The following is a 26,245-nucleotide window of genomic DNA, read 5'->3' as shown; positions in this document are numbered from 1 at the left end:
GCGCTCCTCCCTCGCATGGGTGACACCCGGGACACTACGTCCCGGATGTCCCCACGTTCGGGAGAACCCGCCGGGCGGGTTCAGCGGTGTGCCGCCCCGGCGGAGAGCGGGGCGAGCGAGGCGGATGCGGCGGCTGGGGTGACCGGGTTCACCGTCCAGTCGGGGTGGCCGGGCATCGGCGGCGTCTTGGTGCCGTAGAGCCAGGCGGTCATGAAGGCCTGCAGATGCTGCCCGGAGATCCTCGAGGCGAGGTTGATGAAGTCCTGCGAGGAGGCCGACTTGCCGCGGTATTTCGCGACCCAGGCCCGCTCGAGCTTCTCGAAGTTCCGCACACCGATCTGCTGGCGCAGGGCGAACAGGACGAGCGCTCCCCCGTCGTACACGTTGGGGTTGAAGACGTCCCAGATCACGTCGGCCTTGAGCGGGTGCGCCACCGGGCCGTAGCGGGCGCGGTAGAGGTCGCCGCGGGCGTAGACGCGCTTGTAGTACTCCTCGAGGGTGGCGGCGCCGCCGTAGTCGGGCAGCGTGCCCTTGTCGTAGGAGTAGAGCACCTCGTACCAGGTGGCGTGTCCCTCGTTCTGCCAGACGTCGCTCCACTCGTACGGCGCGACGCTGTCACCGAACCACTGGTGCGCGAGCTCGTGGTTGAGGATCGGGTCGAGGACGAACTGCGGCAGGCTGAAGAACGACGTGTCGTAGAGCGACAGGCCCTGCGTCTCGAGCGCGAAGCCCAGGTCGCCGTCGATGACGAGCGAGCCGTATTTGTCGAACGGGTACTTGCCGACGTGCTTCTCCATGTAGGCGATCTGGTTACGCTCGTCGGCGGCCTTGGGCAGCACCTCGGCGGCCAGCCGCGGCGGCACGACATCGCGGACCGGCACGCCGTTGACCGGCTGCCGCCAGTAGACGCCGAAGTCGCCGACCGCCACCTGGATGAGCTCGCTGGCCATCTGGTGCGACTCGCGGTACGTCGAGGTCACGTAGCCGCCGTGCTGGGACTTGCGGACCAGGACGCCGTTGGCGATGCCGTTCCAGCCCACCGGCGCGGTCATGCTGATCGTGTACGTCGCCATGTCGCGCGGGTGGTCGTTGCTCGGGAACAGCTGGTGCGACTGGTCGGGCTGACCGGCCATCACCGTGCCGTCGGGCGTCACCACGAAGCCGGCCGGGGAGCTGGCGTTGGGCGCGATCGGGGTGGCCGTGAAGCCGGAGACGGTCACCGTGAAGCGGCGGTGCTTGTCGAGCGGCCACTTGGGGGTGACGACGAGCTCGTCGCCGTCGCGGGTGAACCTGGCCGTGCGGCCGTTCACCGAGACCTTGCCGACGCCGTCGCCGCCGAAGTCCAGGTTGAAGCGGGACAGGGACTGCGTGGCGACCGCCGTTATCGTCACGTCGCCCCGGATCTGCTGGGCCGGGTCCTTCTTGGGGTAGGTGAGTCGCAGGTCGTAGTTGAGGACGTCGTATCCGCCGTTGCCGAGCAACGGATACAGCCGGTCGCCGATCCCCGGGGCGCCGGGCGTGGGGTGATGCCCGCCGGCGTAGGCCGGTCCGACCGCGATGGCGGAGCCCGCCAGCCCGAGCAGCACTGCCGATCCGGCGGCCACCAGGCGGGGTCTGAGATTACTCAAAGAAGCTCTCATGGCCGCCGAGCGTAACAATAGATCTAGATCATTGAGTACGGCTTTTCGGGGCGAGCCACAGTGGTCGTTCGTCGGGCCCGCTTGATCGCGAACATCGCCTGGTCGGCGCGCGACAGGAGATCATCACCGTCGATGCATTCTGCAGTGGAAGCGATGCCGACGCTGGCGCCCACCCGCACGACCGCGCCCGGCACCACGATGGGCTCGCTCAAGGCGTACTCGATGCGCTCCGCCTCGGCGGATGACAGTCCCTCGCCGAGCACGGCGAACTCGTCGCCGCCCAGCCGCGCGCAAAGGTCGGACGAACGCACCTGTCCGCGGATCCGCCGGGCCACCTCGACCAGCACCGCGTCGCCGGCCGCGTGCCCGTGCTCGTCGTTGATCGCCTTGAAGCCGTCGAGGTCGATGTAGAGCAGCACGAGCCCCTCGAGGCCGGCCGCCAGCCGCTCGCTGAGCGCCCGCCGGTTGGCCAGGCCGGTGAGGCTGTCGTGGCCGGCCAGGTGGATCAGGCTCTGCTGGGCCCGGGCCTGCTCGCGCACCGCGCCGGTGAAGCGGGCCAGGCACAGCGCCACGGTGGTCACGGTGGCGATCAGCAGCAGGACCCGCTCCCCGGCCGGCGCGGCGCCCTGCGCCACCGCCGTGACCGGCGCGGTCAGCAGGGCGATCCCCAGGAAGATCAGGCGGGCCGGGTGCAGGCTCGCCACCTCGGCGCGGACCGGCCGGACCAGCAGGTCGCGCTCGCGCAGCAGCAGCGGCGCTACGGCCAGCCCGTTGGCCAGCAGCAGCGCGCCGTTGAGCCGGTCCACGTCGACGGCCGCCCAGTCGGCGGTGACCAGCGTGATCCCGGTGTCCAGGAACAGCATGAGCCCGATGCCGGCGACCAGCAGCTTGCCGGGCAGGCCGGTGCGGCCGGGCGACAGCACGAGGTAGAGCACCGCGGCGAGCAGCACGAGGTCGCCGACCGGGTAGAGCGCGCCGACGAAGACCGCCAGCGCGTCGCCGTCGAGGTTGGGCGCGATGAAAAGTTGCCAGGCCGCGACGGTGGCCGCCGTGGTGAGCGTGAGACCGTCCTGCAACGCCGCGCGCCCGCGTCCCGGGCCGCGCCGCCGCACGATGCTGAGCATCGCCGCCGCGAGCAGCGGATACCCCGCGAGCCAGAAGAGGTCCTGCACGCCCACGTCGGTCTCGGCGTGGGTGAGCTGCAGAACCGCCCAGGTGACATCGCCGCCGAGCCAGGAGGTCACGGCCGCGGCGATCAAGACCCATGGCGTACGGCCGCCGGCCGTCCGGTGCAGCGCGGTCGCCCACGCCGCCGCGGTCAGCCCGGCGAAGCAGATCAGGTACGCCGCCTGACCCGGGACGGAGTCCGGCGTCAACGCGGTGACCAGCGCTCCGGTCAGGAACAGGACCGCGCCGACGGCTTTCCACACGCCAGGGCAATCGGCAGCCCGATCACCCGCCTGAGCGAACCCCGGCGGGTGATCGGGAACCCGCTGAGCCTCCCCCTCTGGCTCAGCGCGACCCCTGATACACGTTCTCCTGTCGGCGGGGTAGGCACCAGGAACTTCACCGGCACTTTGCTGTCGGGCGCTTGTCACCCGGGGGTGCGCGGGCCTGCGAGGATCGGGGGAGATCGATTGGCATGAGGTGATTCGGTGTTCGGTGACCTGGTGCGCGCCCACCGCCGCCGGCTCGGCATGACCCAGGAGGACCTGGCCGACCGGGCCGGGGTCAGCGTGCGCAGCATCGGGAAGTGGGAGGCCGGGCAGGTCGCGGCCCCGCGGATGGCGACCCTGCGGGCGCTGGCCGCCGCCTTCGGCCTCGACGACGATGCCCTCGACGACTTCCTCCGGTCCGCCTCGCAGGACATCACGCCCGCGCAGCTGCCGCTCGACCCGGCGGGCTTCACCGGCCGGGACCGGGAGCTGGCCCTTCTCGATGCGCTCCTGACCTTCGCCGGCGGCGTGATCATCTCGGCGGTGTCCGGGACGGCCGGCGTCGGCAAGACGACCCTCGCCGTGCGGTGGGGGCACCGGGTGCGGCACCACTTCCCCGACGGCCAGCTCTACGTCAACCTGCGCGGTTTCGGACCGTCCGGTCCGCCACTGGCCCCCGGGGAGGCGCTGCGCGGCATGCTCGACGGGCTCGGCGTGCCGCCGCAGCGGGTGCCGTCCGACGAGTCGTCGCGCGCCGCGCTGTTCCGCAGCGCGCTCGCCGGCCGGCGCATGCTGATCCTGCTCGACAACGCCGCCGACGCCGCCCAGGTGCGTCCGCTGCTGCCCGGCGTGCCCGGCTGCGTGGTGTTGGTGACCAGCCGTGACCGGCTGGCCGGCCTGACCGTCACCGACGGTGCTCAGCTGCTGTTGCTGGACGTGCTCACCCCGGACGGCGCCCGGTCACTGCTGGCGCGGAGGATAGGAGCCGATCGCGTACGGGCGGAGCCGCGCGCCGTCGACGAGATCGCCTCAGTCTGCGCGTACCTGCCGCTGGCCCTCGCGATCGTCGCGGCCCGCGCCGCCGCCCACCCGGGTTTCGCGCTCGCCGACATCGCCGCCGAGCTGCGGGCGGCCCGCCTCGACGCGCTCGCCGGCCCCGACCCGGCCACCGACGTGCGGGCGGTGTTTTCCTGGTCGTACCGCAAACTCGGCCCCGCGGCCGCGCGGCTGTTCCGCCTGCTCGGCCTGCACCCCGCCCCCGTCGCCGGCGCGGACGCGCTGGCCAGCCTGGCCGCGCTGCCCGTCGCCGAGTTGCGGCCGCTGCTGGCCGAGCTGGTCGAGGCCAACCTGGTGTCCTCACCGCAGCCCGGCCGCTTCGGATGCCACGACCTGCTGCGCGAGTACGCCCGTTCCCTGGCCGAAATCGACGCGGAAGCGGAAGTCCGGGTCCTCGACTACTACCTGCACACCGCGCTGGCCGCCGACCGGCTGCTCAAGCTGCACCGCGGCCTCGGCGTGCCACGGCCCACCTCCTACGCCCCCGGCGTCACCCCCACACCCATCGCCGGCGGGGAGGAGGCTATGGCCTGGTTCGCCGCCGAGCACCAGACGCTGCGGGCCGCCGCCGACCTCGCCGAGTCGTCGGGCCGGCACACCTACCAGTGGTGGCTGGCCTGGTCGATGCAGACCTACCACGAGCGCCGCTGGGACAAGCGCAACTGGATCGTCTGGCAGATGCGCGCCGTCGCCGCCGCCGAGCGCGCCGGCGAGCCGCTGTTCGAGGCGGCCAGCCACTACAACGTCGGGTACGCCCAGTGCGAGCTCGGCGACCAGGAAGCCGGCCGGAACCACCTGACCACCGCGCTGTCCCTCTACGAGAAGCTGGGCAACCTGGCCGGCATGGCCAAGGTGCACCTCAACCTGGGCATCATCGCCCGGCGCATGGGCGACCACGAGGGCGCCATCGCCGAGGCGACCACCGCCCTGGATCTGTACCGCCGCGCCGGCGACCCGGTCGGCGAGGCCCGGGCCACCAACAACATCGGCTGGTGCCACCTCACCCTCGGCGACTACCGGCGGGCCCTCGACTACTGCCGGCGCGCGGTGGCCGTGCACGAGGCCGCCGGCAACCGGATGGGCGCCGGCCATTCCTGGGACAGCGTCGGCATGGCCCACTTCCGCCTGGGCGAGCACGACGAGGCGGCGGCCTGCTACCGGCGCTCGGTCGAGGCCTTCCGCGCCGAGCGGGACCGCCAGTACGAGGCGATCGCCCTGGCCCACCTGGGCGACGCCGAGGAGGAGGCGGGACATTCGCGAGCGGCCGGCGAGGCATGGCGCGAGTCCCTGGCCATCCTCACCGAGATCGACCACCCGGACGCCGACGAGGTACGCGCGAAACTGGCCGCCCGCGAGGTGCACCCCCAGGCCGGTTAGCGGCTCATCGCCTCACGGCGGATCCACTGGAGCAGGGTGGGGTTGTCGGCGGTGGTGATGACGCTGACGGTGGCACGACGGTAGCGGTCGTCGTCCAGCAGGGCCAGCATGCTCGCGGCCAGGTCCGCCCGTGCGGTGAACCGGCCGTCCGCGTGGCCCTCCACGAGGGTGTAACCGGTGGGCGACGGCAGGTGGTAGAGCCCGCTCGGCCGCACGATCGTCCAATCCCGGTCGCTGGCCCGGACCAGCGCTTCCATCCGCCGCATGTCGTCGTACATCGTCCGGCCGAGCACTCGGGTCACGTACGGCAGCAGCACCCGGTTGAACAGGAAGCCGCCGTCGGAGTAGGAGTGCGGGGCGACCCCGCTCGAACTGACCACGGCGATCCGACCTACCCGGTGACGACGCATCGCCGCGAGAATGTTGGTCACACCGCGCGAGTAGGTGCTGATCGGTTCCTTCCCGGCGGGCACCCCGAGCGTCGACAGCACCGCGTCGCGCCGCGCCACGGCGGCGTCGACGGCCGCCGGATCGAGCACGTCGGCGCCGAGCACCTCGAGGCGGTCGTGGCGCAGCGGAAACGAGCCGGGGTGCCGGGTGACCGCGGCGACCCGGTGCCAGGCGGCGAGCGCCTGCCCGGTGAGCAGGCGGCCGGTGGGACCGTTGGCGCCGAAGATCGCGATGCGCATGAGAGCTGTCACCTTCCGAGGTCGCGAGGCTGTCTTGAACTCGGGACGAGACAGCCCCCCGGCCAGTGACATGCCTCGTCAATCGCGTGGGGTGAGGGGTGCAAAGGAGTGGCCATGCCAGATCAGGTGGGAGCGGTGCTCCGGATAGGCGGCGACGGCGCCGGGCACGTCGAAGATCTGGGTGAGCTGCCGGTCGGGCGTGTAGGCGGGCCAGCCCGGGTCGCCGTCGGCGGCGAAAGCCGTCCACGCGGCGCGCATCCAGGCGGACAACTCGAGCGCGTCGCTGCCCGGGTCGTCGCCGATGAGCAGGGCGGGCTGGCCGGCGGTGAGGTTGCCGAACACGAGCGGCACGTCGAGGCCGTGGCAGGCGCCGAAGATGCCGCCCATGCCCGGGGCCGGCCAGGTGAGCTCGTAGAAATGGGCGCGGCCGCCGCCCGCGAGCTGCGCGTCGGCCAGGTGCACGGACGGCATGCGGAACAGCCAGTCGGAGTGGACGAGCTCATGGAGCCGGTCGGGGGCGGCGTCGGGATATGCCACCCGGTAGCGGCGGGCGCCGTCGGGAGCGGGTGCGAGCAGGTCGAGGGCGGTCGCCGCCTCCTCCGGGGTCGCCGGGTCGCCGAAGGCGGTGAACAGCCGCTGCTCGTCGCGGGTGTGCCCGGCGAGCAGGGCGACCTCCCGGGCCGCGCCGGCGCGCAGCGCCTGCCACGGGGTGGCCGGCAGCACCTCGCCGTCGACGACCGGGGCCAACAACACCGACCGGTATGCGGCCGGGCCCCAGCGCTCGGTCCGTTTCGCGGCCGCGGCCATGACGGCGTCACCGGCGAGGGCCAGGAGGGCGGGGTCCACCTCGGCGAGATCCGTGACCGTCGCGTCGAGGCCAACCTCGGCGGCGCAGGCGGCGGCGATCTCCGCAGCGAGCTCGCGGGAGAAGAACGTGCCCGGCACGCTCTGCGCAATGGCGCCGCGGAAGAGTCCGGCCGCGCGCGGCATGGCCAGCAGGGCGGCGACGGAACCGCCGCCGGCGGATTCCCCGAAGACAGTCACCTTCGCCGGGTCGCCGCCGAAGGCCGCGATGTTGTCGCGCACCCATTCCAGCGCGGCGACCTGGTCGAGCAGGCCGCGGTTGTCCGGCGCGCCGGCGAGGTGGGCGAAGCCCTCCATGCCGAGGCGGTAGTTGAACGTCACGAGGACGACGTGGCCGTCGCGGGCGAGGTGGCCGCCGTCGTACTCCGGCGAGCTGGACTTGCCGATCGTGTAGGCGCCGCCGTGGATCCACACCAGCACCGGCAGGCCCGCCGCCGGGCCGGGATCGGGCGACCAGACGTTGACCGTCAGCCAGTCGTCGCCGGTCGTCTCGCCGGCCTGCGGCGCCGATGGCCCGAACGCCGTCGCCGGCCGCACTCCGTCCCAGCCGCCGGCCGGTTGCGGAGCGGCGAACCGGTTTGCCCCGACCGGCGGCGCCGCGTAGGGGATCCCGCGGAACACCGCCACTTCCGACTCCCAGCGGCCGCGCAGCGCGCCCGCCTTCAGCGTGACCTCAGGCGTTGTCGGCATACGGCATGCTCACGCAGAAGCCGGCCGCCGGGCCAACCATTTTCGGACCGCTAATGGATCGCCGCCGTCGCGGCGAAGATCGCGACCGCCGCGCCCAGCATCAGCGCGTGCAGGATCATGTGCTCGACGTTGGGGCGCGGCCGGTTCCCGATGCGCGGCAACACGATCAGCGTCTGCGCATAGGTGCGGGAATGCAGCTCCGCCCACGTCACACCGGTCCCCGCGGTCGCCCACGGCGCGGTCACCCCGACCAGGTACGGCATCCACCAGAGCGTCAGCCCGCCGATCGCGGCGAGCAGTTCCAGTGCGCCGCCGGCGTAGCCGAGCACCGGCAGACGCAGCCCGCCGGCAAGCCCGAGCAGGACGGCGGGCATCGCCATGACCGGCGCGTTGACGGCGACCTCGGTGAGCTGTTCCGAGCGCTTGGCGTCGCGCACGTTGTTCAGCGGATACAGGTCGACGAGCGTCGTGATCGCGAAGTAGGCGACGGCGACGAGGGTCAGCGTGATGGCGGTGAGCATGAGGGCCTCCGGGACGACGATGTTTACGGTGTAAGCATTGCTAGGATCGCTTACACCGTAAACTTGAGTCAAGGGGGCGACGTGCCGAAGGCGGGACTGACCCGGGAGCGGGTGCTTGACGCCGCGCTGGAGTACGTCGACGCGTACGGTCTCCCGGCCTTGTCGATGCGCAAGCTCGGCGCCCATCTGGGCGTGGAGGGGATGGCGCTCTACCGCCACGTGCCCAACAAGGCCGCTCTGCTCGACGGCCTGGTCGACCGCGTCATGGAGACCGCCTTCGCCGGCCTCGAGCCCAGCGAGGGCTCGTGGGTGCCGTGGATGCGGCAGTTCGCCCACTCGTTGCGCGCCGCGCTGCTGGCCCACCCGGGCGTGCTGCCGCTGGCGGCGACCCGCCCGGTGAACTCGCCCGACGCCCTGCGCATGTCGGAGCGATGGCTGGCCGAGATGCGCGCCGCCGGCCTCTCACTGGGCCGGGCCATGGACGTCGTGAACGTCCTGGCCACCTTCACGATCGGGCACACGCTTGCCGAGGCCGGTCAGACCCCCGGCCATGAGGGCACCGAGCCCACTCTGGACGACCACGCGCTCGATCCGGCCGAGTTCCCCAACCTCACCGAGGTGGTGGCCACCCGTGCCGGCCTCGACTTCGACTCCCGCTTCACCGAGGCGGTCGAGATCCTGCTGGCCGGCTACGCGCGATAGCAAGACATCGTTTGACTTCAATGTATGGTGGAGCGATGCTGTACAAGCTCGGCGGCACGATCCTGGTCCTGGTCGGATTGGTCGCGGGAGGCGTGGGCACCGCCGCGGCCGGCGCGCCGCTCGCCCCTGCGGCCACTCCGACGCCCGGGCCGACGTTGACGTGCCCCCCGGCGTTGCCGGTCAGCGGGGGCGTGACGGCGGCGACCGCGACCAGCCTGACGGTCACCTACTCGATGCTGCTGACGCCGCCCTGCGGGTACAACCCGCCGGTCACCGTCACCCTCTTCGCCGGCCAGAGTGACGCCCAGCAGTGGCTGAACCCGGTGGCCGAGGCGGTGTCCGGGCCCGAGCGCAGCGGCAAGGTGACACTCGACGGGCTGACCCCGGACACCGCTTACTGGTTCCGGTTCAGCGCCGACGGCCGCCACGACCCGTATGTGATCGGCACCGGGCGGACCGCGGCGGTGGCGGTCTGCACCGCGACCGCGGCTATCGACAGCGCGTGGAGCGGCGGCTTCGTCGCCACGGTGACCGTGCGCAACGTGGGAGCCGAAACGCTCACCGGGTGGCGGGTCTCCTGGCAGTGGCTCGGTGGCGAGCGGATCCTCTCGCTCTGGAACGCGGTGGCGCAGGGCGACAGCGCGGTCGGCAACGCGTCCTACAACGGGACGCTGGCGCCCAGCGGCGCGACCACCTTCGGCATGCTGGTCTCCGGCGCGCCACCGACCGGCATCGCCCTGACCTGCGCCCGCTGACCGGCCACCGCGGAAAGGCCGCCCACCGCGCGGAAAGGCCGCCCACCGCGCGGAAAGGCCGCCCACCGCGCGGAAAGGCCGCCCACCGCGCGGAAAGGGCGGACGCCGCGCGGAAGGGCGGACGCCGCGCGGAAGGGCGGACGCCGGACGCTTCAGGGGAAGTAGGCGTCCAGGGCGGCCGCGCCGGCGAGCATGGCGCGACTGCGGGCCGAGAGGCGCTCGTGCCACTCGCGCAGCGTCGACTCGAGTGGGGCGATGCCGCCGGCCGTGCGCACCTGGGCGATCAGCGGCGCGATCTGTGCCAGCAGGTAGCCGCCCCGCCGCAGCTGGTGCACGAGCAGCGCGTCGCGGACGTCGGCCGCGCTGTAGACCCGGTAGCCGGTCTGCCGGTCGCGGCGCGGCTGCACCAGGCCGGCGCGTTCCCACTTGCGCAGGGTGGCCGGCCGGACGCCGAGCCGGCGCGCCAGCGGCCCGACGAAGGTGTCGCCGCGCTCCGCCGGAACCGGGCCGAGCTCGCGGAGCGCGGCCTCGACCGCCCGCAGCGTCCGCCGGTCGTCGAGGACCTGGGCGTGACTCTCGTCGACGAGCCGCAGCGCCTCCTCGGTCGCGCCCCGGTTGACCGCCTGCATGATCAGCGTGGCCGTGTGGTGACCGTGCCCGGGCACCAGGGCGAGAAACGCGCTCAACGCCTGCGCGTGCCGCGGCGTGTAGGTGCGGTACCCGAATTGCGTGCGGGCGGCCGCCGGCAGGATCCCGGCCGCCTCGTAGTTCCGGACCGCCTGCGTGGACAGGCCGTGCGCCCGGGCCAGGTCGACCGGCCTTTGAAGGTTTTCCCGCACGATCCTCCCCAGCACTGCGGCAAAGTCTCAACCGGCAGTTCAACGATACTGTTCAGGGGTATGACCATTGCGATAGACGACGTCATGAAGGCGCGGCCGCGGCTGCTCGCGCTCGGCGAGCCCACCCACGGCGAGGACGTCCTGCTCGACGTACGGAACGAGCTGTTCCGGCACCTCGTGGAGCACGACGGGTTCCGGGCGATCGCGATCGAGAGCGACTGCCTGATGGGCCTGGTCGTGGACGACTACGTCACGGCGGGAAAGGGCACCCTCGACGCGGCGATGGCGCTCGGCTTCAGCCACGAGTTCGGCAAGTCCGCGGCCAACCGTGAGCTGGTGCGCTGGCTGCGCTCGTACAACGAAAGCCGCCCCTCGTCGGAGCAGGTGCATTTCGCCGGTTTCGACGGACCGTTGGAGATCAGCCACGCGGCGAGCCCCCGGCAGGCCCTCACCGAGCTGCACTCTTACCTCGGCGCCCGGGTCGACGCTGCGCTGCTCCCCTGCACCGCGGACGAGCTCGACCGCCTGCTCGGCGCCGACGACCGCTGGGCCAACCCGGAGACGATGATGGACCTGTCCCAGTCGATCGGCCGTACGCCGGAGGCCCGGGCATTGCGCCTGCTTGCCGACGACCTGGCCGCCCTGCTGGAGTCCCAGCCGCCCGCCCTGCGCGACAGTGACCGGGCGCGCTTGCACGCCCGCACCGCCACCGGCTTGCTGCGCTACCACTACTGGCTGGCCGACACCTCACCCGGCCGCCTGCCGTGGCTGCTGACCGTCCGGGCGTCGATGATGGCGGCCAACCTTCTCGCCCTCGTCGAGAAGGGACCAATGATGGCGTTCGCCCAGAACAGCCACTTCCAGCGGGCCCGAAGCTCGATGCGGCTCGGCGACCTCCCGCTGCAGTGGTGGAGCGCCGGCGCGATCGTCGACGCGCACCTCGGCGACGACTACGCGTTCCTCGCCATGGCCCTCGGCACGATCCGCCACCACGGCGTCGGCACCCCGCCCCCGGACACCATCGAGGGCATCCTGTACGCCCGCGCGGGGGACCGATTCATCGTCGACCCGCGGACGCTGGGGCAGCCGACGCCGCGCGAATCCCCCTGGTTCGGCTACGCGCCGCTGGACCCGGCTCACCTGCCGAGCATCGACGCGATCGTCTACGTCAAGGACACCGGCAGCGCGTAGAGCTCGACCAGCAGCTCCGACAGCGCGGCCGGGTCGCAAGCGCCCATCGGGATGGTCCGCGCGAGCTGCCAGTGCTCGGACTCCGCGGCGTCGACCCAGATCTCGGTGATCCGCTGCCGGTCGTGCGTGTTGTAGGACGTCGACACGCCGGGATCCAGCTCGGCCACCAGCGCGAGCCCGCCGGGCAGCGCGTGCGCCAGGTGGGTGTTCGTGCTGCCGGAGAAGCCGGTGTATCCGTTGCCCCGCCACCGCTCGGTCCGCATCAGGCTCAGCACGCCCTCGGTCGTGACCGGCCCGAATCCCGGCAGGCCGGTGGCGGCGCGCTGAGGCTCGGTCAGCTCCACCGTGGGCCGGTGCAGCTGCGGAAAAGGCTGCAGGACCTCGTAATCGGCGAACAGGTGCGCCCAGCCCTCCAGATCCGCGCCCAGATCCATCGGATGCACGATGCCGAGCGGCGTGTCCCCGCCGACGGTCGCGGTCGTGTCGTGCAGGTCGGCGAAGCTGCCGTCCTCCGCGATGCGCAGCGCCCGCACCAGGCGGCCTCCGGCGTACTCGCCCCACAGCAGCCGCCGCGCGACCGGCCCGAGGATCGGGTGCGGGAGGAGAGCGTCGGGGAGGTCGCGCGCCGGCCGGAACCGGCGCTCCAGCATGTCCCGCTCCACGCGGGCGATCTGCGCCGCCGCGGTCGCCCGGAGCTGTTTCTTCAAGGCCAGGAATTGCTGGTACGCCTCGGGATTGGTGTCCCTGACACCCGGCTTCGGCGGCCTCGCCAGGCGCCGCCCGTCCGCGTCCACGAGGTAGGCCGTGAGGTGGTCGTCCACGCCCACGGCGAACTTGCGGGGCCCGTAGTCCACCGTCACGCCGGCGTCCAGCCCGTGCGTGACGGCCAGCCGGTCGGCGAGTTGCGTGCGCGTGAGCCCGCGCCGCGCGGCCGCCTGCGTCAGGTAGGCGATCGCCCGGTCGTTCATCGGGCCGCCCGACATGTTGTCCTCGATCGCCAGGAAGTTCCGCAGCGCCACGTCGGTGCCCACGGTGGCCAGCACCGCGTATCCGTCGATCGCCCGCGCATACCGGCTCTTCGGCGGCCAGGAGCGAATGAGCGGCGCGAGCTTCTCCATGGTGGCGTCGTCGCCGATGTGTGCCTGGGCCAGCAGCACCCACGCCTCGGGCGCCGGCATCCGGTCCGCCAGCCACTCGTCCAGCAGCGCCCGCCCGAACTCCGCGAGGCTGGCCGGATCGCACTCCGCGATGAGCTTCTCGGCCTCGGGATCGGCCGGGGCCACCGGCTGCTGCGCGGCCGCCGACGACTCGACGCCCCGGAGCTCGGCGGGATCGCCGGGCGGCGGCTCGGGCGGGTCGTCCAGGCGCGAGCGGCTCAGCGCGCCGATCAGCCGCGTGACCTCGTCCGTGGGCATCGTCCCGCCACCGGACTGCAGGATCTCGGGACGCTTCCACGCCGGCGCTTTCGCTTTCCGCGGGACTGGCGTGTCATCCAGGCGCAGAGCGGCAAGTGTGGCCTCGCCGTACCCCTCGGCGGCCCGGAGAATCGTCTCCTCATGACCGAGCGCGGCCAGATGGCGAAGCGCCTCCGAGGCGTGCGACCGCACCCGGCCCGGCCGCCCGACCGCCGCCGGAATCAGCGCGCGGGCCGCCATCGCCGGGTGCCGCGACAGCCACAGGCGAGCCCAGAGCCGCGCGGACCCGAGGTGCCGCCACCAACCCAGGACCAGCTGGGCCACCTCCGGCCCGCGGAACGGCAGGATGAGCGGGCCCAGCCGGTCGGCGCTCTCCCCCGCTTCGCTGAGCACCAGCGGCAACGCGTCGAGCTCGAACCGCGCCACCGCGACCCGGCCCACGTCGAGCCGCTGCCGATGCCGCATCACCGTCGGCACGCTGAGCAGCGCCCGCGCCGACGCCTCAGGGCCCTTGGCGACCAGCCACGCCACCTGCGGCGCGCTCAGGTTGCCGAGCCGGTCGGCGCCGGTCGCCTTCGTGACCCAGTCGGGCTCCTCGCGCCCGTGGTCGAGCGCCGCGGCCCGCGACCACCACCGGTCGCGCTCGCCGTCCTCCCAGGCCATGACGGTCGGCTCCGCGCAGACCAGCCCTTCGACCACGACCGGCTTGCGCCCCTGCCCCGCCACCGTCGCCCCGCCTCCCCGCTACGATCCCGGATCGGCCGAAGACCGTAGCGGAGCCTCACATGCGGCCCAAATGGAGCTTCTTGTCGGCGGCGGCCGGCCCGTAGGACTCGAGCACCACCGGCGCGTCCAGCAGCTCCCCGATCGCGGACGGCCAGTCGTCCGGCCGGAAGAGCTCGCCCGGCCGGGCCCGGAAGAGCCGTTCGGTCAGCGCGGCCTGGTGGTCGAGGTCGCGAAACTTTCCGGGGACGATGCGGCTCCACCCGCCCTCGTACGACGTGCAGACGCGCAACTCCGGGCAGCGCGGCGGGACGTCGAGGTGGGTGACGGCCAGCCCGTCGACGCCGCCGGCCACCTCGACGGCGTAGCGGTGCGCCACCGCGTCGAAGTGCCCGGCCCGGAAGGCGCCCTGCCACTCCCCCGTCCCGTTGTGCGGCTCCGGCAGTCGCAGCGTCGCGTCCTCGGTGACGAACGGCCCCGCGCCGTGCCGGGTCGTGTAGGTGCGCACGACCCCGAGCCGCCTCAGCGACGGGCACAGCGAGAGCGCGTTGTCGAACGTCGTAGTCGACCACGTCGTGTGCGGATGCCAGCCGCGCCATTCGTCGAGCAGCACCCCCTGGGCGCCCTCGAAGACGCACGGCCCCTCGTTCAGCAGCCGGCCGGTGTACGACTCGTCGACGATCCGCACCGTCTGTCCAAAGGCGACGAATGCGTCCACGACATCATCGACCACGAAACCCGGACCGTAGAAGTCGGCCAGCGCCGTCAGGCGGCGACGCAGCCTCGCCGGGGACAACACATCCGCCACGCGCGGCGCTTCGGTGTGCGCAAGCGCGTACGCCATGGTCTCGCCCACGCCCATGCCGCACGAACCGTGACGTGCGTCCCCGGAAGCGGTCTCCCGGCGCCGGTTGGCGGCGCGATGCCACGGAGTGGCGAGCAGGGCGTCCCCCTCCACCGTGAGCAACTCGTAGGGATCACCCAGCGCGACCGCCTCGGCCGCCAGTGCCAGCGGGTCGACCACCATGAACCGGGTGAGGTGGGTGGGCATGCCCCGCAGCGTGCCCGACCCGAACTGCGCGAACGTGTGATGCCGCCCCGAGGGGGTGACCACGTTGTGCGCGGCCTGCGCTCCCCCGTTGAAGCGCAGCACCGCCCGCACCGGCGCGTCCGCGCACAGCGCCTCCACCACCGTTCCCTTGCCGGCGTCGCCGTAGCCGAGGTCGACGACCGCGACGTGCCCGTTCACAGCCGCTCGTTGCCCGACGCCGCGTCGCTCACCGCCAGCGGGCCGCGCGCCACCACGCCGCGCCGCGCGACGTCACCATGCAGGGGCGCGAGGGCCTTGCCGACCGTGCCGTGGTGCGACGAGCCGACGTCGACCAGATCGGCCAGGCCCGCGTCGAGGTCGATGGCGTCCTCGCCGATACCCACCGTGAGCGCGATCGTCTCGCACACCGCATCCAGGTCGTCGAGCTCCAGCACGTTCTGTCCGAGCAGGCCACGCCAGCGCGTGAGGATCTCCTTGTCGCCGCCCCAGCCGGCCGCGGTCGGCATCAGGTAGTAGACGTCGAAGGTGCGCCTCAGCTCGGCGAGAATCTGCTCGGTCGTCACCGCCTCGGCGAGGGTGTCGCCGATGAACCGCCGCACGGCGGTCGGCGAGACCCGCGGGTACGGCATCTCGTCGCCGATGAGGAACAGGTAGCCCCGGCGGCCGCGCTTGAGCATCGAGTCGAGCGACGTGTGCCGCGCCATGAAGTACATGGCCAGCTCGTAGGACTCGGTCTTCTGCCCGCCGCCGCCACCCTCCAGCATGATCCGGGCGAGGTCCTCGTCCATCCGGTTGTCCGACTCGAACTGCCCGATCTGCAGCGGCGCCTGGTCGCAGGTGGCGTCGCCGACCGCGCCGAAGAGGATGTGCGGATCGGTCGCGTATCCCTTGCGGGTCAGCAGCCCGAGCAGCTGCGGCAGTTTTGTCTGCAGCACCCGCGGCACCCCGCCCATCGAGCCGGTGACGTCGAACAGCACCGCGATCGGTGTGCTGAACGGGTGCTCCTCGCTGTCGCGGCTTTCCCGCACGCCCACGCCGCGCGGGTCGAGCGCCGGGTGCACGCCGCGTGCCCCGCTGTCGCTGTAGTCGAAAGCGCTTTTGCCATGCGCCGCACGGAAACTCGCGGCGGCGGTGTAGACGTCGGTTGACCAGAGTCCGCTTCCCATCGTGTCCTCCTAGACGGTGAAGGGCCGGAACTTCCTCGGCCCGAGAAGCTCGTCGAGCTCGCCCAGCAGGCGCCAGGCGTCCTGCGGCCGCATCAGCGGCGCGTCGTAGCGACAGCCGTCCGCGAACCTTCGCAGCCGCGCCGGCATGCCGTCGCCGATCAGCCGGACCATCAGCCCGGTGGCCATGTAGATGTCCGTGGCCGGCGAGGCCGTTTTCAGATTCAAAACCTCTTCCGGGTACGCGTCGCGGCGCGCCCGCACGATCGCGGTGACCTTGCGGCCCGAGTAACACCAGTCGACGAGCGCGAGCCCGTGCGCGGCCGGATGGATCAGCACGTGCTCCTCGAGCACCGCGCCGTGCACCACGCCCGCCCGATGCGCCCACCCGAGCCCCACCAGCAGCCGCCGCCACATCCAGGCCGCGTCCCGCCAGTCGAGCGGCTTTCGCAGCTGACTCAACGGAAGGAACCCGTCAAGTTTCTCGATGACGTTGACCCGGCGGCGTTTCCGGTCCGCGCTCTCGTGCACGTAACTTTCGCGCAACCGCGGCGCGTACGGCCGGAACCTCGGATCACCCCTGTCCCACAACCTTTTCAGGGCGCCGGCCTCGTTTTCCATGAGGTCGTTGTCGGCCGGGCTGCGCGGCACCTTGAGCAGTCCCTTCTCGGTGACGCTCAGGTCCGCGACGTCCCCCGACGCGAAGCCGCGCGCCGCATAGAGTTTGGAAAGCTTCGCGAAGGCTTTCGTCGCGGTCGCGCTTTCCGTCGCGCTGACGGCGTCCGGGTGGACCAGCTTCACCCATATCCGGTACGCCTCCGTGAGCGCCCGGCCGTCCGCCAGTTCCGCGAAACTCGACGCCCGGTCGATACGCGCGGCGGCCTCCGCGAATCTCATCGCACGCCCTCCTCCCGTGTCGGCCGCAGCAGCGCCGGATGCAGGAGCCGGGCGTCGCCCGCGCGGTAGAGTTTCGCCCGCGGGCCGCCCCTTTCCCCGCCCCGCGCCGTGGTCTCGCCGGTGCTCTCCACGAAGCCCGGCACCGACAGCACCTTCCGGTGGAAGTTGCCGGCGTGCAGCTCCTCGCCCCAGACCGCCGCGTAAATCTGCCGCAGCTCGGAAATCGTGAACTCCGCCCCGGCGAACGCGGTGGCCAGCGGCGTGTACTCCAATTTGGACCGGGCGCGCTCCAGACCGTCGGCCAGGATCGCGTCGTGGTCGAACGCCAGGTCGCCCGCCTCCGTCACCGGCACCCACGAGGCCGCCGCGGCGTCGGAGCCGGCCCGCGGATCGGGCAGGCTGGGCGCGAAAGCCAGGTAGGCGACGGTGAAAACGCGCATCCGCGGGTCACGGTGCGGATCGCCGTACGATCGCAATTGCTCCAAATGCACCCGCGTGAGCTCGCCCTCGCCGGGCCGAAGGCCCGTTTCCTCACCCAGCTCGCGCATCGCGGCCTGATCGAGCGTCTCCTCCGGCCGCACGAAACCGCCCGGCAGCGCCCGGCGCCCGGCGAGAGGTTGCTCGCCGCGCTCGACCAGCAGCACGCAGAGGCGCCCGTCGCGGATGGTCAGCGCCACCACGTCGACCGTGACCGCGACCGCCGGAAAGGCCCGGGGGTCATACCCCTCCAGAAACTCGGGCTCGCTCTGCATCGCTCGTTATCCTCTGTCTGAGACTATCTCGAACTGAGAACAACGTAGCCTGCGTTTCTCGCCGGCGTCAAGCCTTCTTTTGCGTCAGACGTTCGCGAGGACGGTCGTGACCAGGCGATCTACGTCGGCCTGAGTCACGTGGAGGTGCGGCGCGATCCGGATCGCGTCGCCGCGGCGGGCCACGAAACAGTTCGCCGCCTTGAGCGCGGCGGCGACCCGATCGGTCGCGCCGCCCGGGACGCGCACCCCGAGCAGATGCGGGCCGCGCGGCTCGGTGGCCGTGACACCCTCGAGCCGCCGGACGATCTCCGCCGTGACGCCCGCCAGGGTCGCGGCGATGCGCGGCGGACCCCACTCGAGGATCTGCTCCAGCGCCGCGATCGCCATCGGAGTCAGCTCGAACAGCGTCCGCGCGCCCTGATCGAACCGCCGCGCACCCGGCAGGTACTCGTCGCGGTAGTCCACCAGCCCGGCGAAATCCTCCGCGCCGGCCCGCAGGATCCAGTTCTCCTCCAGCGGCCGTCCCTCGCGGTGCTCCTCGGCGACCCACAGATACCCGCGCCCGAACGGGCCCAGCAGCCACTTGTAGCCGACCGCCACCACGAAATCCGGCCGCAGCGCCGCCACGTCCAGCGGCATCACCCCGAGCGACTGACTCGCGTCGACGACCAGCCGGGCGCCGGCCGCCCGGGCGCGCTCGGCGACCCGCTCGAGGTCGACCAGCCCGCCGTCGGTCCAGTGCACGTTCGGCACCGACACGATCCCGATCCGCTCGTCGATCGCGGCCAGCACCGCCTCGGTCCAGGTCTCCCCCGGGGCCCGCGTCACCGTCCGGATGCTCGCGCCGGCCCGCTCGGCCGCCCCGCGCCAGGTGTAGACGCCCGACGGATACTCCTCGGCCAGCACCAGGACCTGCTGCCCCGCTCGCAGCGGAAGGTTGGCCGCCGCGATCGCGAACCCGTAGCTGGTCGCCGGCACCAGCGCCATGCCCTCGGCATCGCCGCCGACGAGCCGCCCGGCCAGGTCGCGCAGCCGCTCGGCATCGGCGAACCAATCGGCCTCGCCGATCTCCCATGGCCGCGCCCGCCGCCGCAGCGCCGCCTCCCCGGCCGCGCGGACCGAGCGCAGCACCGGCGAGAGGCTCGCCGTGTTGAAGTAGGCGACTTCTTCCGGCACGTCGAACAGATCCCGCTCATCGACCACACCCGACCCTAACCCGGTCACCCGCCCGGGTGACCGCGCCGGATATCGGTCCCCGCGTCGATGCCCTCCAGCAGGATCCATCGTCATGGTCATCACGTCTTTGCGCCGGTCCCTGGCCGTGTTGCTGGCATCCGCGTCCACCTTCGCCGTCGCCGGCCCGGCCGTCGCCCGGACGCCGTCCTTAACGGCCGCCCAGCGCGCCGTGCTGCTGGACGCGACCCGCCGTTTCCGCGACGCCGACCGGGCGATCGAGGCCGGCTACCTGCCGACCAAGGACTGCGTGCCCGGGATGGGCTTCCACTACGCGAAGCCGGCCCTGGCCGTCGACGGGAACATCGACCCGACCCTGCCCGAGATCCTGGTCTACAACCTCGGCGCCCACGGGAAGCTGCGCCTGTCCGCGCTCGAGTTCTTCCGCGCCGACGCCGACCAGAACCTCAAGACCGACGAGGACCGGCCCACATTGTTCGGCCAGCCCTTCAACGGGCCGATGGCCGGCCACCCGGTGCCACCCGGGCAGCCGCCCATGCCCGTCCACTACGACCTGCACGTGTGGCTTTACCAGCACAACCCGAGCGGCGAGCTCGCCACCATGAACCCCGAGGTCGACTGCGGCCAGGCTTCCTAGGCAAACGTGCGAGCGATGGCCTCCAGCCTCGCCCGGTAGGCCACCCACCACGCCTCGTCGCCCTCGGCCACGTTGTCGCCGGGCCGCCGCCAGCCGACCTGGCCGTCGACCAGCTCGCGCACGATGTCGGCGTGGCCCGCGTGCCGGTTCAGCTCGGCGAGCACGTGCACCAGGATCAGGTGCAGCGTCACCGGCGTGTGCCCCCACCACCGCACCGAGCCCGGCGCGTCGATCGGGAGCGCCTCGATCGTCGCGTCCGCGTGCGCCCACACCCGGTGCCAGAGGCCGATGACGGCGTCGCGGGACTCGTCGGCCGTGGCCCACATGTCCGCGTTCGGCTCGTCGTCCTCGTGCAGGCCCGGGATGAACTCGGGGAAGGGCCGATCGAACACCTCGCCGAAGTACCCGGCGGTCACCGAGGACACGTGCTTGACCAGCCCGAGCAGGTTGGTCCCGGTCGGCACCAGCGGGCGGCGCACGTCGTACTCCGGCAGTCCGTCGAGCTTGCCGAGCAGCGCCTCGCGCGCCTCCCGCAGGTAACGATGAAGGTTCGCCTTGGCGTCCAGGTCAGTCATGCCGCCCAGGATCTCATCAGAACTGGGCGTGGGTCATCGTGTGCCAGGTCGGGACGAACGTGGTCAGTACCTTGCCGAAACCGCTGCCGGCTTGTCGCGCGTCCATGACCAAAGTCAGGGGTGGCTGCTGCCTTTCGGGTCGGGCACCGAGGCGGCGCGATTTCTAACGTCAAAGGCATGTTTCCGCGCTGGCGGTGTGCACGGCGGCGAGCCTGGCTACGGCGCCCGCGCTGGACGACAGCGTCCCGGTCTGGACGGTCGCGCTGAGCGCGGCGCTGTTCGTCGCCGCGTTCCTGGCCGGGCGCCGGCTCACCGACGTCCGGCCGGCCGGGATCGTCTTCGCCGCCGGGGCGCTGGCCGGCATCGTGCTCGCCATGGTCGCGGGCGGCACGGGAGCGACGGCGCTGCTTATCCTCGGCGGCGCGGTCGTCGTGCCCTGGGTGATCGGGCGCTCGGTGCAGCTGCAGAGCGAGATGGTGCTGCTCGCCGCCGACCGCGCCCGGCTGGAGGAGCGCACCCGCATCGCCGGCGACATGCACGACACGCTGGGGCACGACCTGAGCCTGCTCGCCCTGCGGGCCGGCGTGCTCGAGCTGGACGCCGGCCTCGACCAGCGGCACCGCGAGGCCGCCGCCGAGCTGCGCGCCGGCGCGGGCCGGGCCACCGAGCGCCTCGCCGACATCGTGACCCTGCTGCGCGACGGCGAACCGGCGCCCCTGCGACCCGCCGCGGACGGCATCGACGACCTGGTCGACCGCGCGGTGGGCGCCGGCCTGCCGGTCACCCTCACCTGGGACGGGCCGCGGCCGCTGCCGCCCGGGGTCGACCACACCGCGCGGCGGGTGGTGCAGGAGGCGCTCACCAACGCGGCCAAGCACGCCCCCGGCGCGCCGGTCGAGATCCGCCTGGTGTCCGCGGGCGGCGCCACCACGGTCACCGTCACCAACCCGCTGCCGGTCCCGTCGCGCCGGGCGCCGGGCGCTCGCAACGGGCTCGTCGGGCTGCGCGAGCGAGTCCGCGTGGCCGGCGGCACCCTGGAGGTCGGGCCGGACGGCTCCGCTTTCGTGGTGTCGGCGCGGCTGCCGCACCCGGTGGCGTCATGATCCGCGTTCTCCTTGCCGACGACGAGGCTGTGGTGCGTGCCGGCGTCCGCGCCATCCTCGGCACCGACCCCGGGATCGAGGTGGTCGCCGAGGCCGCCGACGGCCACGCGGCCGTCGACCTGACCCTCGCCCACCGCCCCGACGTCGCGCTGCTCGACATCCGCATGCCGCGGCTGGACGGGCTCGCCGCCGCCGCCGAGATCGGCCGTCTCGCGCCCGCGGTCGCGGCCGCCGTTCTCACCACTTTCGGCGACGACGAGTACGTGGCACGCGCGCTCGACGAAGGCGTCCGGGGTTTCCTGCTCAAGTCCGGCGACCCGCGCGAGCTGATCGCCGGGGTGCACGCGGTGGCCGGCGGCGGGGCCTACCTCGCGCCGAGCGTCGCGGCCCGGGTCATCGGCCGGCTGCGGACCTCGGAGCTGCGCCGCGAGCCGGACGCCCGGGCCCGCGTCGAGTCCCTCACCGAGCGGGAACGCGCCGTCCTGTCGCTGCTCGGCGCGGGTTTCTCCAACGCCGAGATCGCCCAGCGGCTGCACCTGGTCGAGGGCACGGTCAAGGGCCACGTGAGCGCGATCCTCGCCCGGCTCGGCCTCAGCAACCGCGTCCAGGCCGCCCTGCTCGCCCACGACGCCGGTTTAACCTCATGACGGCGGGCCCCGAACACGGAAGGATGGCCGGCATGACTTTGCCTGCTCTCCCCGAGGAGTCCTTCCAGCGAGTGCTCTGCGTCGTCGCGCACCCCGACGACATGGAGTACGGCGCGTCCGCGGCCGTGGCCCGCTGGACAGCGCGCGGCATCGAGGTCGCTTATCTCCTGCTCACCCGCGGCGAGGCCGGCATGCCCAACCCGCCTGAGGAGACGGCACGCCTGCGCGCCGCCGAGCAGCGGGCCGCCTGCGCCGCCGTCGGCGTCGAGCAACTGACCATCCTCGAGCATCCGGACGGCGTACTCGTCTACGGCCTCGACCTGCGCCGCGACATCTGCCGCGAGATCCGCCGCTTCAAGCCCGACGTCGTGATCGGCGGCGGATACGAGATCGAGACCCCCTTCGGCTTCGACCAGGCCGACCACCGCGCGGCCGGCCTCGCCACCCTCGACGCGATCCGTGACGCCGGCAACCGATGGGTCTTCCCCGAGCAGATCGACGACGAGAAACTCGAGCCCCACTCGGTCCGCTGGCTCCTCATGGCCGGCCTCCCCGGCTCCGGCGCGACCCACGGCGTCGACGTCACCGGCGAGCCCCTGCGCCGCGGCGTCGCCTCCCTGGAGGCACACGCCGCCTACCTCGCCGCGCTTCCCGGCCACCCCGCGCCGAAGGACTTCATCCCGATGTTCACCGCGATGAGCGGCAAGGCCATGGGCGTCGAGCACGCCGTCCTGTTCCGCGCCCACGACTTGCAGGCGCCGCCGGAGCTCTTCACCGAGGCGACGCAGGACTGAGCGTCACCGCGTGGTCGCCGGTGAGATCCCCGTCCAGCGCTTGCCACGCGTTCCGGCTCGCACGGTCGACCGCCGGGTCGGCTTCTGTAGAGTTTGCCGATGGGCGACGATCTCCTCGACGACTTCATCCGTGCGAATAATGAGCGGGACCTCGGCGTCTACGGCATTCACCTGTACCGGGAGGGCAGCCCGCCGATCGAGCGGCGGTTCCGCTCCGACGACCGGGTGAACCTGTACTCCGTCGCGAAGACGTTCACCTCGGTGGCGCTCGGCCTTGCCGAGGCCGAGGGACGTCTCACCCTCGACGATCGGCTCCTGGACCACTTTCCCGAACTACGCATGATGGCCGCCGACGGAGTCGATGAGGTCACGTTGCGCCAACTGGTGACGATGACCAGCGGTACCAGCCACCAATGGTTCGCCGACGAGCGAATAGATGCTGCGGACCTGCTTCATGAGATCGTCGCCGCGCCGCTGAAGGCTGCACCCGCAACCCGCTTCTCCTACACCGACTCCGGCCCGTACGCGATCGGGCGTGTCATCGCGCGGGCCACCGGCGCGGACCTGCGTTCCTATCTCGCGCCCCGCCTGTTCGCGCCGCTGGAGCTGCACAACCCGGCCTGGCACACGTGTCCACGCGGGTTCCCCTTCGCTGGCAGCGATCTCTTCCTGCGGACCCATGAGCTTGCCCGCTTCGCGCGACTGCTGCTGCAGGAAGGCCAATGGGAAGGCCGCCAGGTCCTTCCCGCGACGTACGTGCGACGCATGGCCACCGAACGCGTCGACACCAGCGCCATCACCGAAAGCGAACGGTTGACCCACGGATACGGGCTCGGTGTCTGGATCGACCGGTCCGGGATGTATCGGATGGACGGCCGCTACGGACAGTACGCCATCGTCTGCCCGCAGCTGCGGGCCACCGTCACCGTCACCGCGCACTCCGAACGCGAGTTCGACCTGCTCGACGTGATACACCAGTTGGTCCTCGACCGGCTGGCGTGACGACACCCACCACTCGGACGATTACCGCCGTACCTGGCGCATCTCATTTAGCCGCTGGTAGCGCGCCATTGGCGGCCTCGCCGGCGCGTCGGGCGATGCGTCGCCACGGTTGACGGATACCGCGGGACCTGGTCTGCCGCGGAGGCAGGCGGTCGCTCACCGGTATCCCGATCGCGAGGACCGGATTGAATCCTCCGCCGCCCAGGCCCAACATCACGAAAATGCTCGCGGCCGGCAGCCCGCAGATACCGATCGGGCACGTGGCCGCGATCAGTAGTGCACTGGGCAACCGCGACGGCTGCGCATCTCCGACGCGGCAACCGTAGCGACCGGATGCAGCCGTCACCGAGAGCCGGCGGGTGAAAAGGCTTCCGGTGTCAGCCGGTGAGGCCGGCGTCGTGGGCGAGTAGGGCGACCTGGGTACGGTTGTTGAGATCGAGTTTGGTGAGTATGCGTGAAATGTGGGCTTTCACGGTGGCCACGCTCGTGAACAGCTCGCCCGCGATCTCGGCGTTGGACTTGCCGTGCCCGACGGCGACGGCGACCTCGCGTTCGCGTTCGCTGAGCTGATGCAGTGCCGTGGTGGCGTGTCGTTGCCGGGCGGCGGCGCCGGTGTCGCTGAGGTGGGCGATGAGCTGTCGGGTCACGGTCGGCGACAGGATGGGTTCGCCGGCTGCGACCCGCGATATCGCGCGCAGGATCTCGGCGGGTGGGGTGTGTTTGAGCAGGAAACCGCTGGCTCCGGCGCGCAGGGCGCGCAGGACGTACTCGTCGGCGTCGAAGGTGGTCAGGACGATGACCTCGGGTGGGTCGGGTCGGGCACGCAGCTGTTCGGTGGCGGCGAGGCCGTCGAGGGTGGGCATGCGGATGTCCATCAGCACCACGTCCGGGGCGTAGGCGTCGACGGCGGCGGCTACTTCGCTTCCGTCGCCGGCCTCGCCCACGACGGTCAGGTCGGGTGAGCCGCCGATGACCATCGCCAGGCCGGCCCGCACGAGCGGGTCGTCGTCGACGACGAGGACCCGCACCGCTGCGTTCACGTTGGGCTCCTTCTCTCTGCCCAGCCGGGCCACGGACCGACCCTGGCCGCTATCAGAGGGTAGGCCACGGTAGCCAGGCCCAGAGCCGGAACTCACCGGCCGGGGTGGGTCCGTGTTCGAGGCGTCCGCCGGCGAGGGCGGCCCGTTCGGTGAGCCCGATGAGGCCGATGCCGGCGCCGGGAATTGCGGTACCACCGCCGGTGCCCATCGGGCACGGGTTGCGGATCTCGACGGTTACGCCGTCGCCCGGGGTTGCCCGGACGGTGACGGCCACCTCGCCGTCGGGGGCGTGCTTGCGAGCGTTGGTCAGCCCTTCCTGCACGATCCGGTACGCGCCGCGCCCCACACCAGCCGGCACGGCGGCAAGCGCATCGGTCTGCCAGTCGAGCCGCACCAGCATCCCGGCGCGCCGCGACTGGTCGACGAGGTCAGGGAGGTCGGCCAGAGTGGGCTGCGGCCGTTCTGGCGTCTCGTCGGACCGGTCGACACCGGTGCGGAGGACGCCGATCACCTCCCGAAGGTCCTCCAGCGCCCGGTAGGCGCTGTCGCGGACCACCCCGGCGGCACGGGCGACCTCCTCGGGCGCGGCGTCGGGGCGTAGCTCCAGCGCCCCGGCGTGCAGGCTCAGCAGGGACAGGCGGTGGGCGAGCACGTCGTGCATCTCCCGGGCGATCCGGTTGCGTTCGCCCTGTCGGGCCTCGGCGACCCGCAGCTCCTGTTCGGCCTCGACCCGCCCAGCCCGCTCCCGCAGCGACTGGCGCCGGGCCCGTACGAACATGCCCCAGGCAAGCACCGCGACGCCGACGACGACGCCCAGCACGATCTCCGACGGGGACCCGACGGGGACGTCGGGCCGAACCAGCAGCTGCAGGAACGGTACGAGCGCGCACCCAGCCGCGATCGGGGCGACCACCGCGAAGCGCCGGTGCACCGCGACGGTGAACAGCGCGATGAGCGCCGCGCCCCCGGCGGACGTCGCGTAGACGCCGACCAGACCCGCGGCCACGGCGAGGCCGACCGGCCAGCGCCGGCGCAGCCACACCGCCAGACTGCACAGGCTGCCGAGGACGAGGTCGACGGTGAGCGGGACCGGCGCGATGTGCTGCGCGCGGCTGTCGGCCAGGGTCAGCCCCACCACGCCGACGGCCAGCAGGAAACAGGTGGCGTCGACCACCCGGCCGCGGACCGTGCGCCCGGCCGGGCGTACCGGATCGTGGTCAGCATCGTTGATCACGCCCGCCGGTAGCGGGCGCCGATCCTGCGGGTCCGCCGGGACCATCATGATCAAAGGGTACGGCCGGGTCGGCCCCACGGCACCCGACCAAAGTCGAACCCGAGGTGTAGACCTTCGGCCCACCACCATCGACTTTGGCTCGTAGCGGCGTATCCGGCCGCTCCAGCAATCTGTTCCACATCACCGGACGGACGGCCATTCCGGCGATTCCTGCGCCAACGAACGACGTGGTGTCGCACCGATCATCCGACCGCAACG

General features: G+C 72.3%; 24 protein-coding genes. 9 read left to right on the top strand and 15 right to left on the bottom strand.

The window, feature by feature from the left end; all coding sequences use genetic code 11:
• Positions 1 to 80: 80 nt before the first annotated feature.
• Positions 81 to 1,628: a M1 family metallopeptidase gene (locus tag ACQPZX_RS17580; RefSeq protein WP_433381706.1), complete on the bottom strand. Its 1,548-nt coding sequence runs from the start codon at positions 1,626 to 1,628 to the stop codon at positions 81 to 83.
• Positions 1,629 to 1,663: 35 nt separating this feature from the next.
• Positions 1,664 to 3,070, bottom strand: coding sequence for a diguanylate cyclase (locus ACQPZX_RS17575; protein WP_433381703.1), 1,407 nt, complete (start codon positions 3,068 to 3,070; stop codon positions 1,664 to 1,666).
• Between the two features lie 225 nt (positions 3,071 to 3,295).
• Between ACQPZX_RS17575 and ACQPZX_RS17570 the strand changes: the two genes are divergently transcribed.
• Positions 3,296 to 5,509 carry an ATP-binding protein gene (locus ACQPZX_RS17570; RefSeq protein ID WP_433381700.1) on the top strand — a complete coding sequence of 738 codons (2,214 nt, stop codon included), beginning with the start codon at positions 3,296 to 3,298 and terminating at the stop codon, positions 5,507 to 5,509.
• Here the strand turns inward: ACQPZX_RS17570 and ACQPZX_RS17565 are convergent.
• The 3 genes from ACQPZX_RS17565 to ACQPZX_RS17555 all read right to left on the bottom strand — a co-directional run bounded on the left by ACQPZX_RS17565 (position 5,506) and on the right by ACQPZX_RS17555 (position 8,273).
• Complete coding sequence (locus ACQPZX_RS17565) at positions 5,506 to 6,198, bottom strand: NAD(P)-dependent oxidoreductase (RefSeq protein ID WP_433381697.1); 693 nt, start codon at positions 6,196 to 6,198, stop codon at positions 5,506 to 5,508. The two genes, ACQPZX_RS17570 and ACQPZX_RS17565, sit on opposite strands and share 4 nt — an antisense overlap.
• Positions 6,199 to 6,276: 78 nt before the next feature.
• On the bottom strand, positions 6,277 to 7,752 hold the full coding sequence (locus ACQPZX_RS17560) for a carboxylesterase/lipase family protein (RefSeq protein ID WP_433381694.1): 1,476 nt from the start codon (positions 7,750 to 7,752) through the stop codon (positions 6,277 to 6,279).
• A 50-nt stretch (positions 7,753 to 7,802) separates the two neighbouring features.
• Complete coding sequence (locus tag ACQPZX_RS17555; protein ID WP_433381691.1) at positions 7,803 to 8,273, bottom strand: hypothetical protein; 471 nt, start codon at positions 8,271 to 8,273, stop codon at positions 7,803 to 7,805.
• An 81-nt stretch (positions 8,274 to 8,354) separates the two neighbouring features.
• Here ACQPZX_RS17555 and ACQPZX_RS17550 point away from each other — a divergent pair, with 81 nt between their 5' ends.
• On the top strand, positions 8,355 to 8,975 hold the full coding sequence (locus tag ACQPZX_RS17550) for a TetR/AcrR family transcriptional regulator C-terminal domain-containing protein (protein ID WP_433381688.1): 621 nt from the start codon (positions 8,355 to 8,357) through the stop codon (positions 8,973 to 8,975).
• 35 nt (positions 8,976 to 9,010) lie between these two features.
• On the top strand, positions 9,011 to 9,730 hold the full coding sequence (locus ACQPZX_RS17545) for a cellulose binding domain-containing protein (RefSeq protein ID WP_433381685.1): 720 nt from the start codon (positions 9,011 to 9,013) through the stop codon (positions 9,728 to 9,730).
• 152 nt (positions 9,731 to 9,882) lie between these two features.
• On the opposite strand, the gene ACQPZX_RS17540 is transcribed toward ACQPZX_RS17545, so the two are convergent.
• Positions 9,883 to 10,584, bottom strand: a complete 702-nt coding sequence (locus ACQPZX_RS17540; RefSeq protein ID WP_433381682.1) for a TioE family transcriptional regulator — start codon at positions 10,582 to 10,584, stop codon at positions 9,883 to 9,885.
• Positions 10,585 to 10,629: 45 nt separating this feature from the next.
• On the opposite strand from ACQPZX_RS17540, the gene ACQPZX_RS17535 reads away from it, so the two are divergent.
• Entirely contained in the window at positions 10,630 to 11,760 is a 1,131-nt protein-coding gene (locus ACQPZX_RS17535; RefSeq protein WP_433381680.1) for an erythromycin esterase family protein, read from the top strand.
• On the opposite strand, the gene ACQPZX_RS17530 is transcribed toward ACQPZX_RS17535, so the two are convergent.
• From ACQPZX_RS17530 to ACQPZX_RS17505, 6 genes are all read right to left on the bottom strand, one after another.
• Positions 11,733 to 13,901, bottom strand: coding sequence for a DUF4132 domain-containing protein (locus ACQPZX_RS17530; protein WP_433381677.1), 2,169 nt, complete (start codon positions 13,899 to 13,901; stop codon positions 11,733 to 11,735). The two genes, ACQPZX_RS17535 and ACQPZX_RS17530, sit on opposite strands and share 28 nt — an antisense overlap.
• 55 nt (positions 13,902 to 13,956) lie before the next feature.
• Positions 13,957 to 15,147 carry an adenylosuccinate synthetase gene (locus ACQPZX_RS17525; RefSeq protein WP_433381674.1) on the bottom strand — a complete coding sequence of 397 codons (1,191 nt, stop codon included), beginning with the start codon at positions 15,145 to 15,147 and terminating at the stop codon, positions 13,957 to 13,959.
• A complete protein-coding gene (locus tag ACQPZX_RS17520; protein ID WP_433381672.1) occupies positions 15,144 to 16,115 on the bottom strand; it encodes a hypothetical protein in 972 nt (323 codons plus the stop codon). The genes ACQPZX_RS17525 and ACQPZX_RS17520 overlap by 4 nt, the downstream gene beginning before the upstream one ends.
• A 9-nt stretch (positions 16,116 to 16,124) precedes the next feature.
• Complete coding sequence (locus ACQPZX_RS17515; RefSeq protein ID WP_433381669.1) at positions 16,125 to 17,009, bottom strand: molecular chaperone DnaJ; 885 nt, start codon at positions 17,007 to 17,009, stop codon at positions 16,125 to 16,127.
• Complete coding sequence (locus ACQPZX_RS17510; protein WP_433381666.1) at positions 17,006 to 17,761, bottom strand: NUDIX hydrolase; 756 nt, start codon at positions 17,759 to 17,761, stop codon at positions 17,006 to 17,008. Before ACQPZX_RS17510 ends, ACQPZX_RS17515 begins: the two co-directional genes overlap by 4 nt.
• Positions 17,762 to 17,845: 84 nt before the next feature.
• Entirely contained in the window at positions 17,846 to 18,964 is a 1,119-nt protein-coding gene (locus tag ACQPZX_RS17505; RefSeq protein WP_433381663.1) for an aminotransferase class V-fold PLP-dependent enzyme, read from the bottom strand.
• Between the two features lie 85 nt (positions 18,965 to 19,049).
• Between ACQPZX_RS17505 and ACQPZX_RS17500 the strand changes: the two genes are divergently transcribed.
• Complete coding sequence (locus ACQPZX_RS17500) at positions 19,050 to 19,592, top strand: hypothetical protein (protein WP_433381660.1); 543 nt, start codon at positions 19,050 to 19,052, stop codon at positions 19,590 to 19,592.
• Here ACQPZX_RS17500 and ACQPZX_RS17495 read toward each other — a convergent pair.
• On the bottom strand, positions 19,589 to 20,167 hold the full coding sequence (locus ACQPZX_RS17495; RefSeq protein WP_433381657.1) for a DinB family protein: 579 nt from the start codon (positions 20,165 to 20,167) through the stop codon (positions 19,589 to 19,591). The two genes, ACQPZX_RS17500 and ACQPZX_RS17495, sit on opposite strands and share 4 nt — an antisense overlap.
• 194 nt (positions 20,168 to 20,361) lie before the next feature.
• Here ACQPZX_RS17495 and ACQPZX_RS17490 point away from each other — a divergent pair, with 194 nt between their 5' ends.
• The 4 genes from ACQPZX_RS17490 to ACQPZX_RS17475 all read left to right on the top strand — a co-directional run bounded on the left by ACQPZX_RS17490 (position 20,362) and on the right by ACQPZX_RS17475 (position 23,713).
• Positions 20,362 to 21,270 carry a sensor histidine kinase gene (locus ACQPZX_RS17490; RefSeq protein ID WP_433381654.1) on the top strand — a complete coding sequence of 303 codons (909 nt, stop codon included), beginning with the start codon at positions 20,362 to 20,364 and terminating at the stop codon, positions 21,268 to 21,270.
• Positions 21,267 to 21,917, top strand: a complete 651-nt coding sequence (locus ACQPZX_RS17485; RefSeq protein WP_433381651.1) for a response regulator — start codon at positions 21,267 to 21,269, stop codon at positions 21,915 to 21,917. Before ACQPZX_RS17490 ends, ACQPZX_RS17485 begins: the two co-directional genes overlap by 4 nt.
• Before the next feature lie 32 nt (positions 21,918 to 21,949).
• Positions 21,950 to 22,711, top strand: coding sequence for a PIG-L deacetylase family protein (locus ACQPZX_RS17480; RefSeq protein ID WP_433381648.1), 762 nt, complete (start codon positions 21,950 to 21,952; stop codon positions 22,709 to 22,711).
• Positions 22,712 to 22,810: 99 nt separating this feature from the next.
• On the top strand, positions 22,811 to 23,713 hold the full coding sequence (locus ACQPZX_RS17475; RefSeq protein WP_433381645.1) for a serine hydrolase domain-containing protein: 903 nt from the start codon (positions 22,811 to 22,813) through the stop codon (positions 23,711 to 23,713).
• Positions 23,714 to 24,090: 377 nt separating this feature from the next.
• Here ACQPZX_RS17475 and ACQPZX_RS17470 read toward each other — a convergent pair whose 3' ends face one another.
• Together ACQPZX_RS17470 and ACQPZX_RS17465 are read right to left on the bottom strand one after the other, a co-directional pair.
• Entirely contained in the window at positions 24,091 to 24,753 is a 663-nt protein-coding gene (locus tag ACQPZX_RS17470; protein ID WP_433381642.1) for a response regulator, read from the bottom strand.
• A gap of 52 nt (positions 24,754 to 24,805) precedes the next feature.
• Positions 24,806 to 26,035 (bottom strand): sensor histidine kinase, encoded by a 1,230-nt coding sequence (locus tag ACQPZX_RS17465; RefSeq protein WP_433381639.1) that lies wholly within the window; start codon positions 26,033 to 26,035, stop codon positions 24,806 to 24,808.
• Positions 26,036 to 26,245: the final 210 nt, after the last annotated feature.

Origin of the sequence: Actinoplanes sp. CA-142083 (genome assembly GCF_050942195.1) — a bacterium.
GTDB lineage: Bacteria > Actinomycetota > Actinomycetes > Mycobacteriales > Micromonosporaceae > Actinoplanes.
The sequence above is the reverse complement of the archived record's forward strand: the minus strand, read 5'-3'. Positions and strand labels throughout refer to the sequence as shown.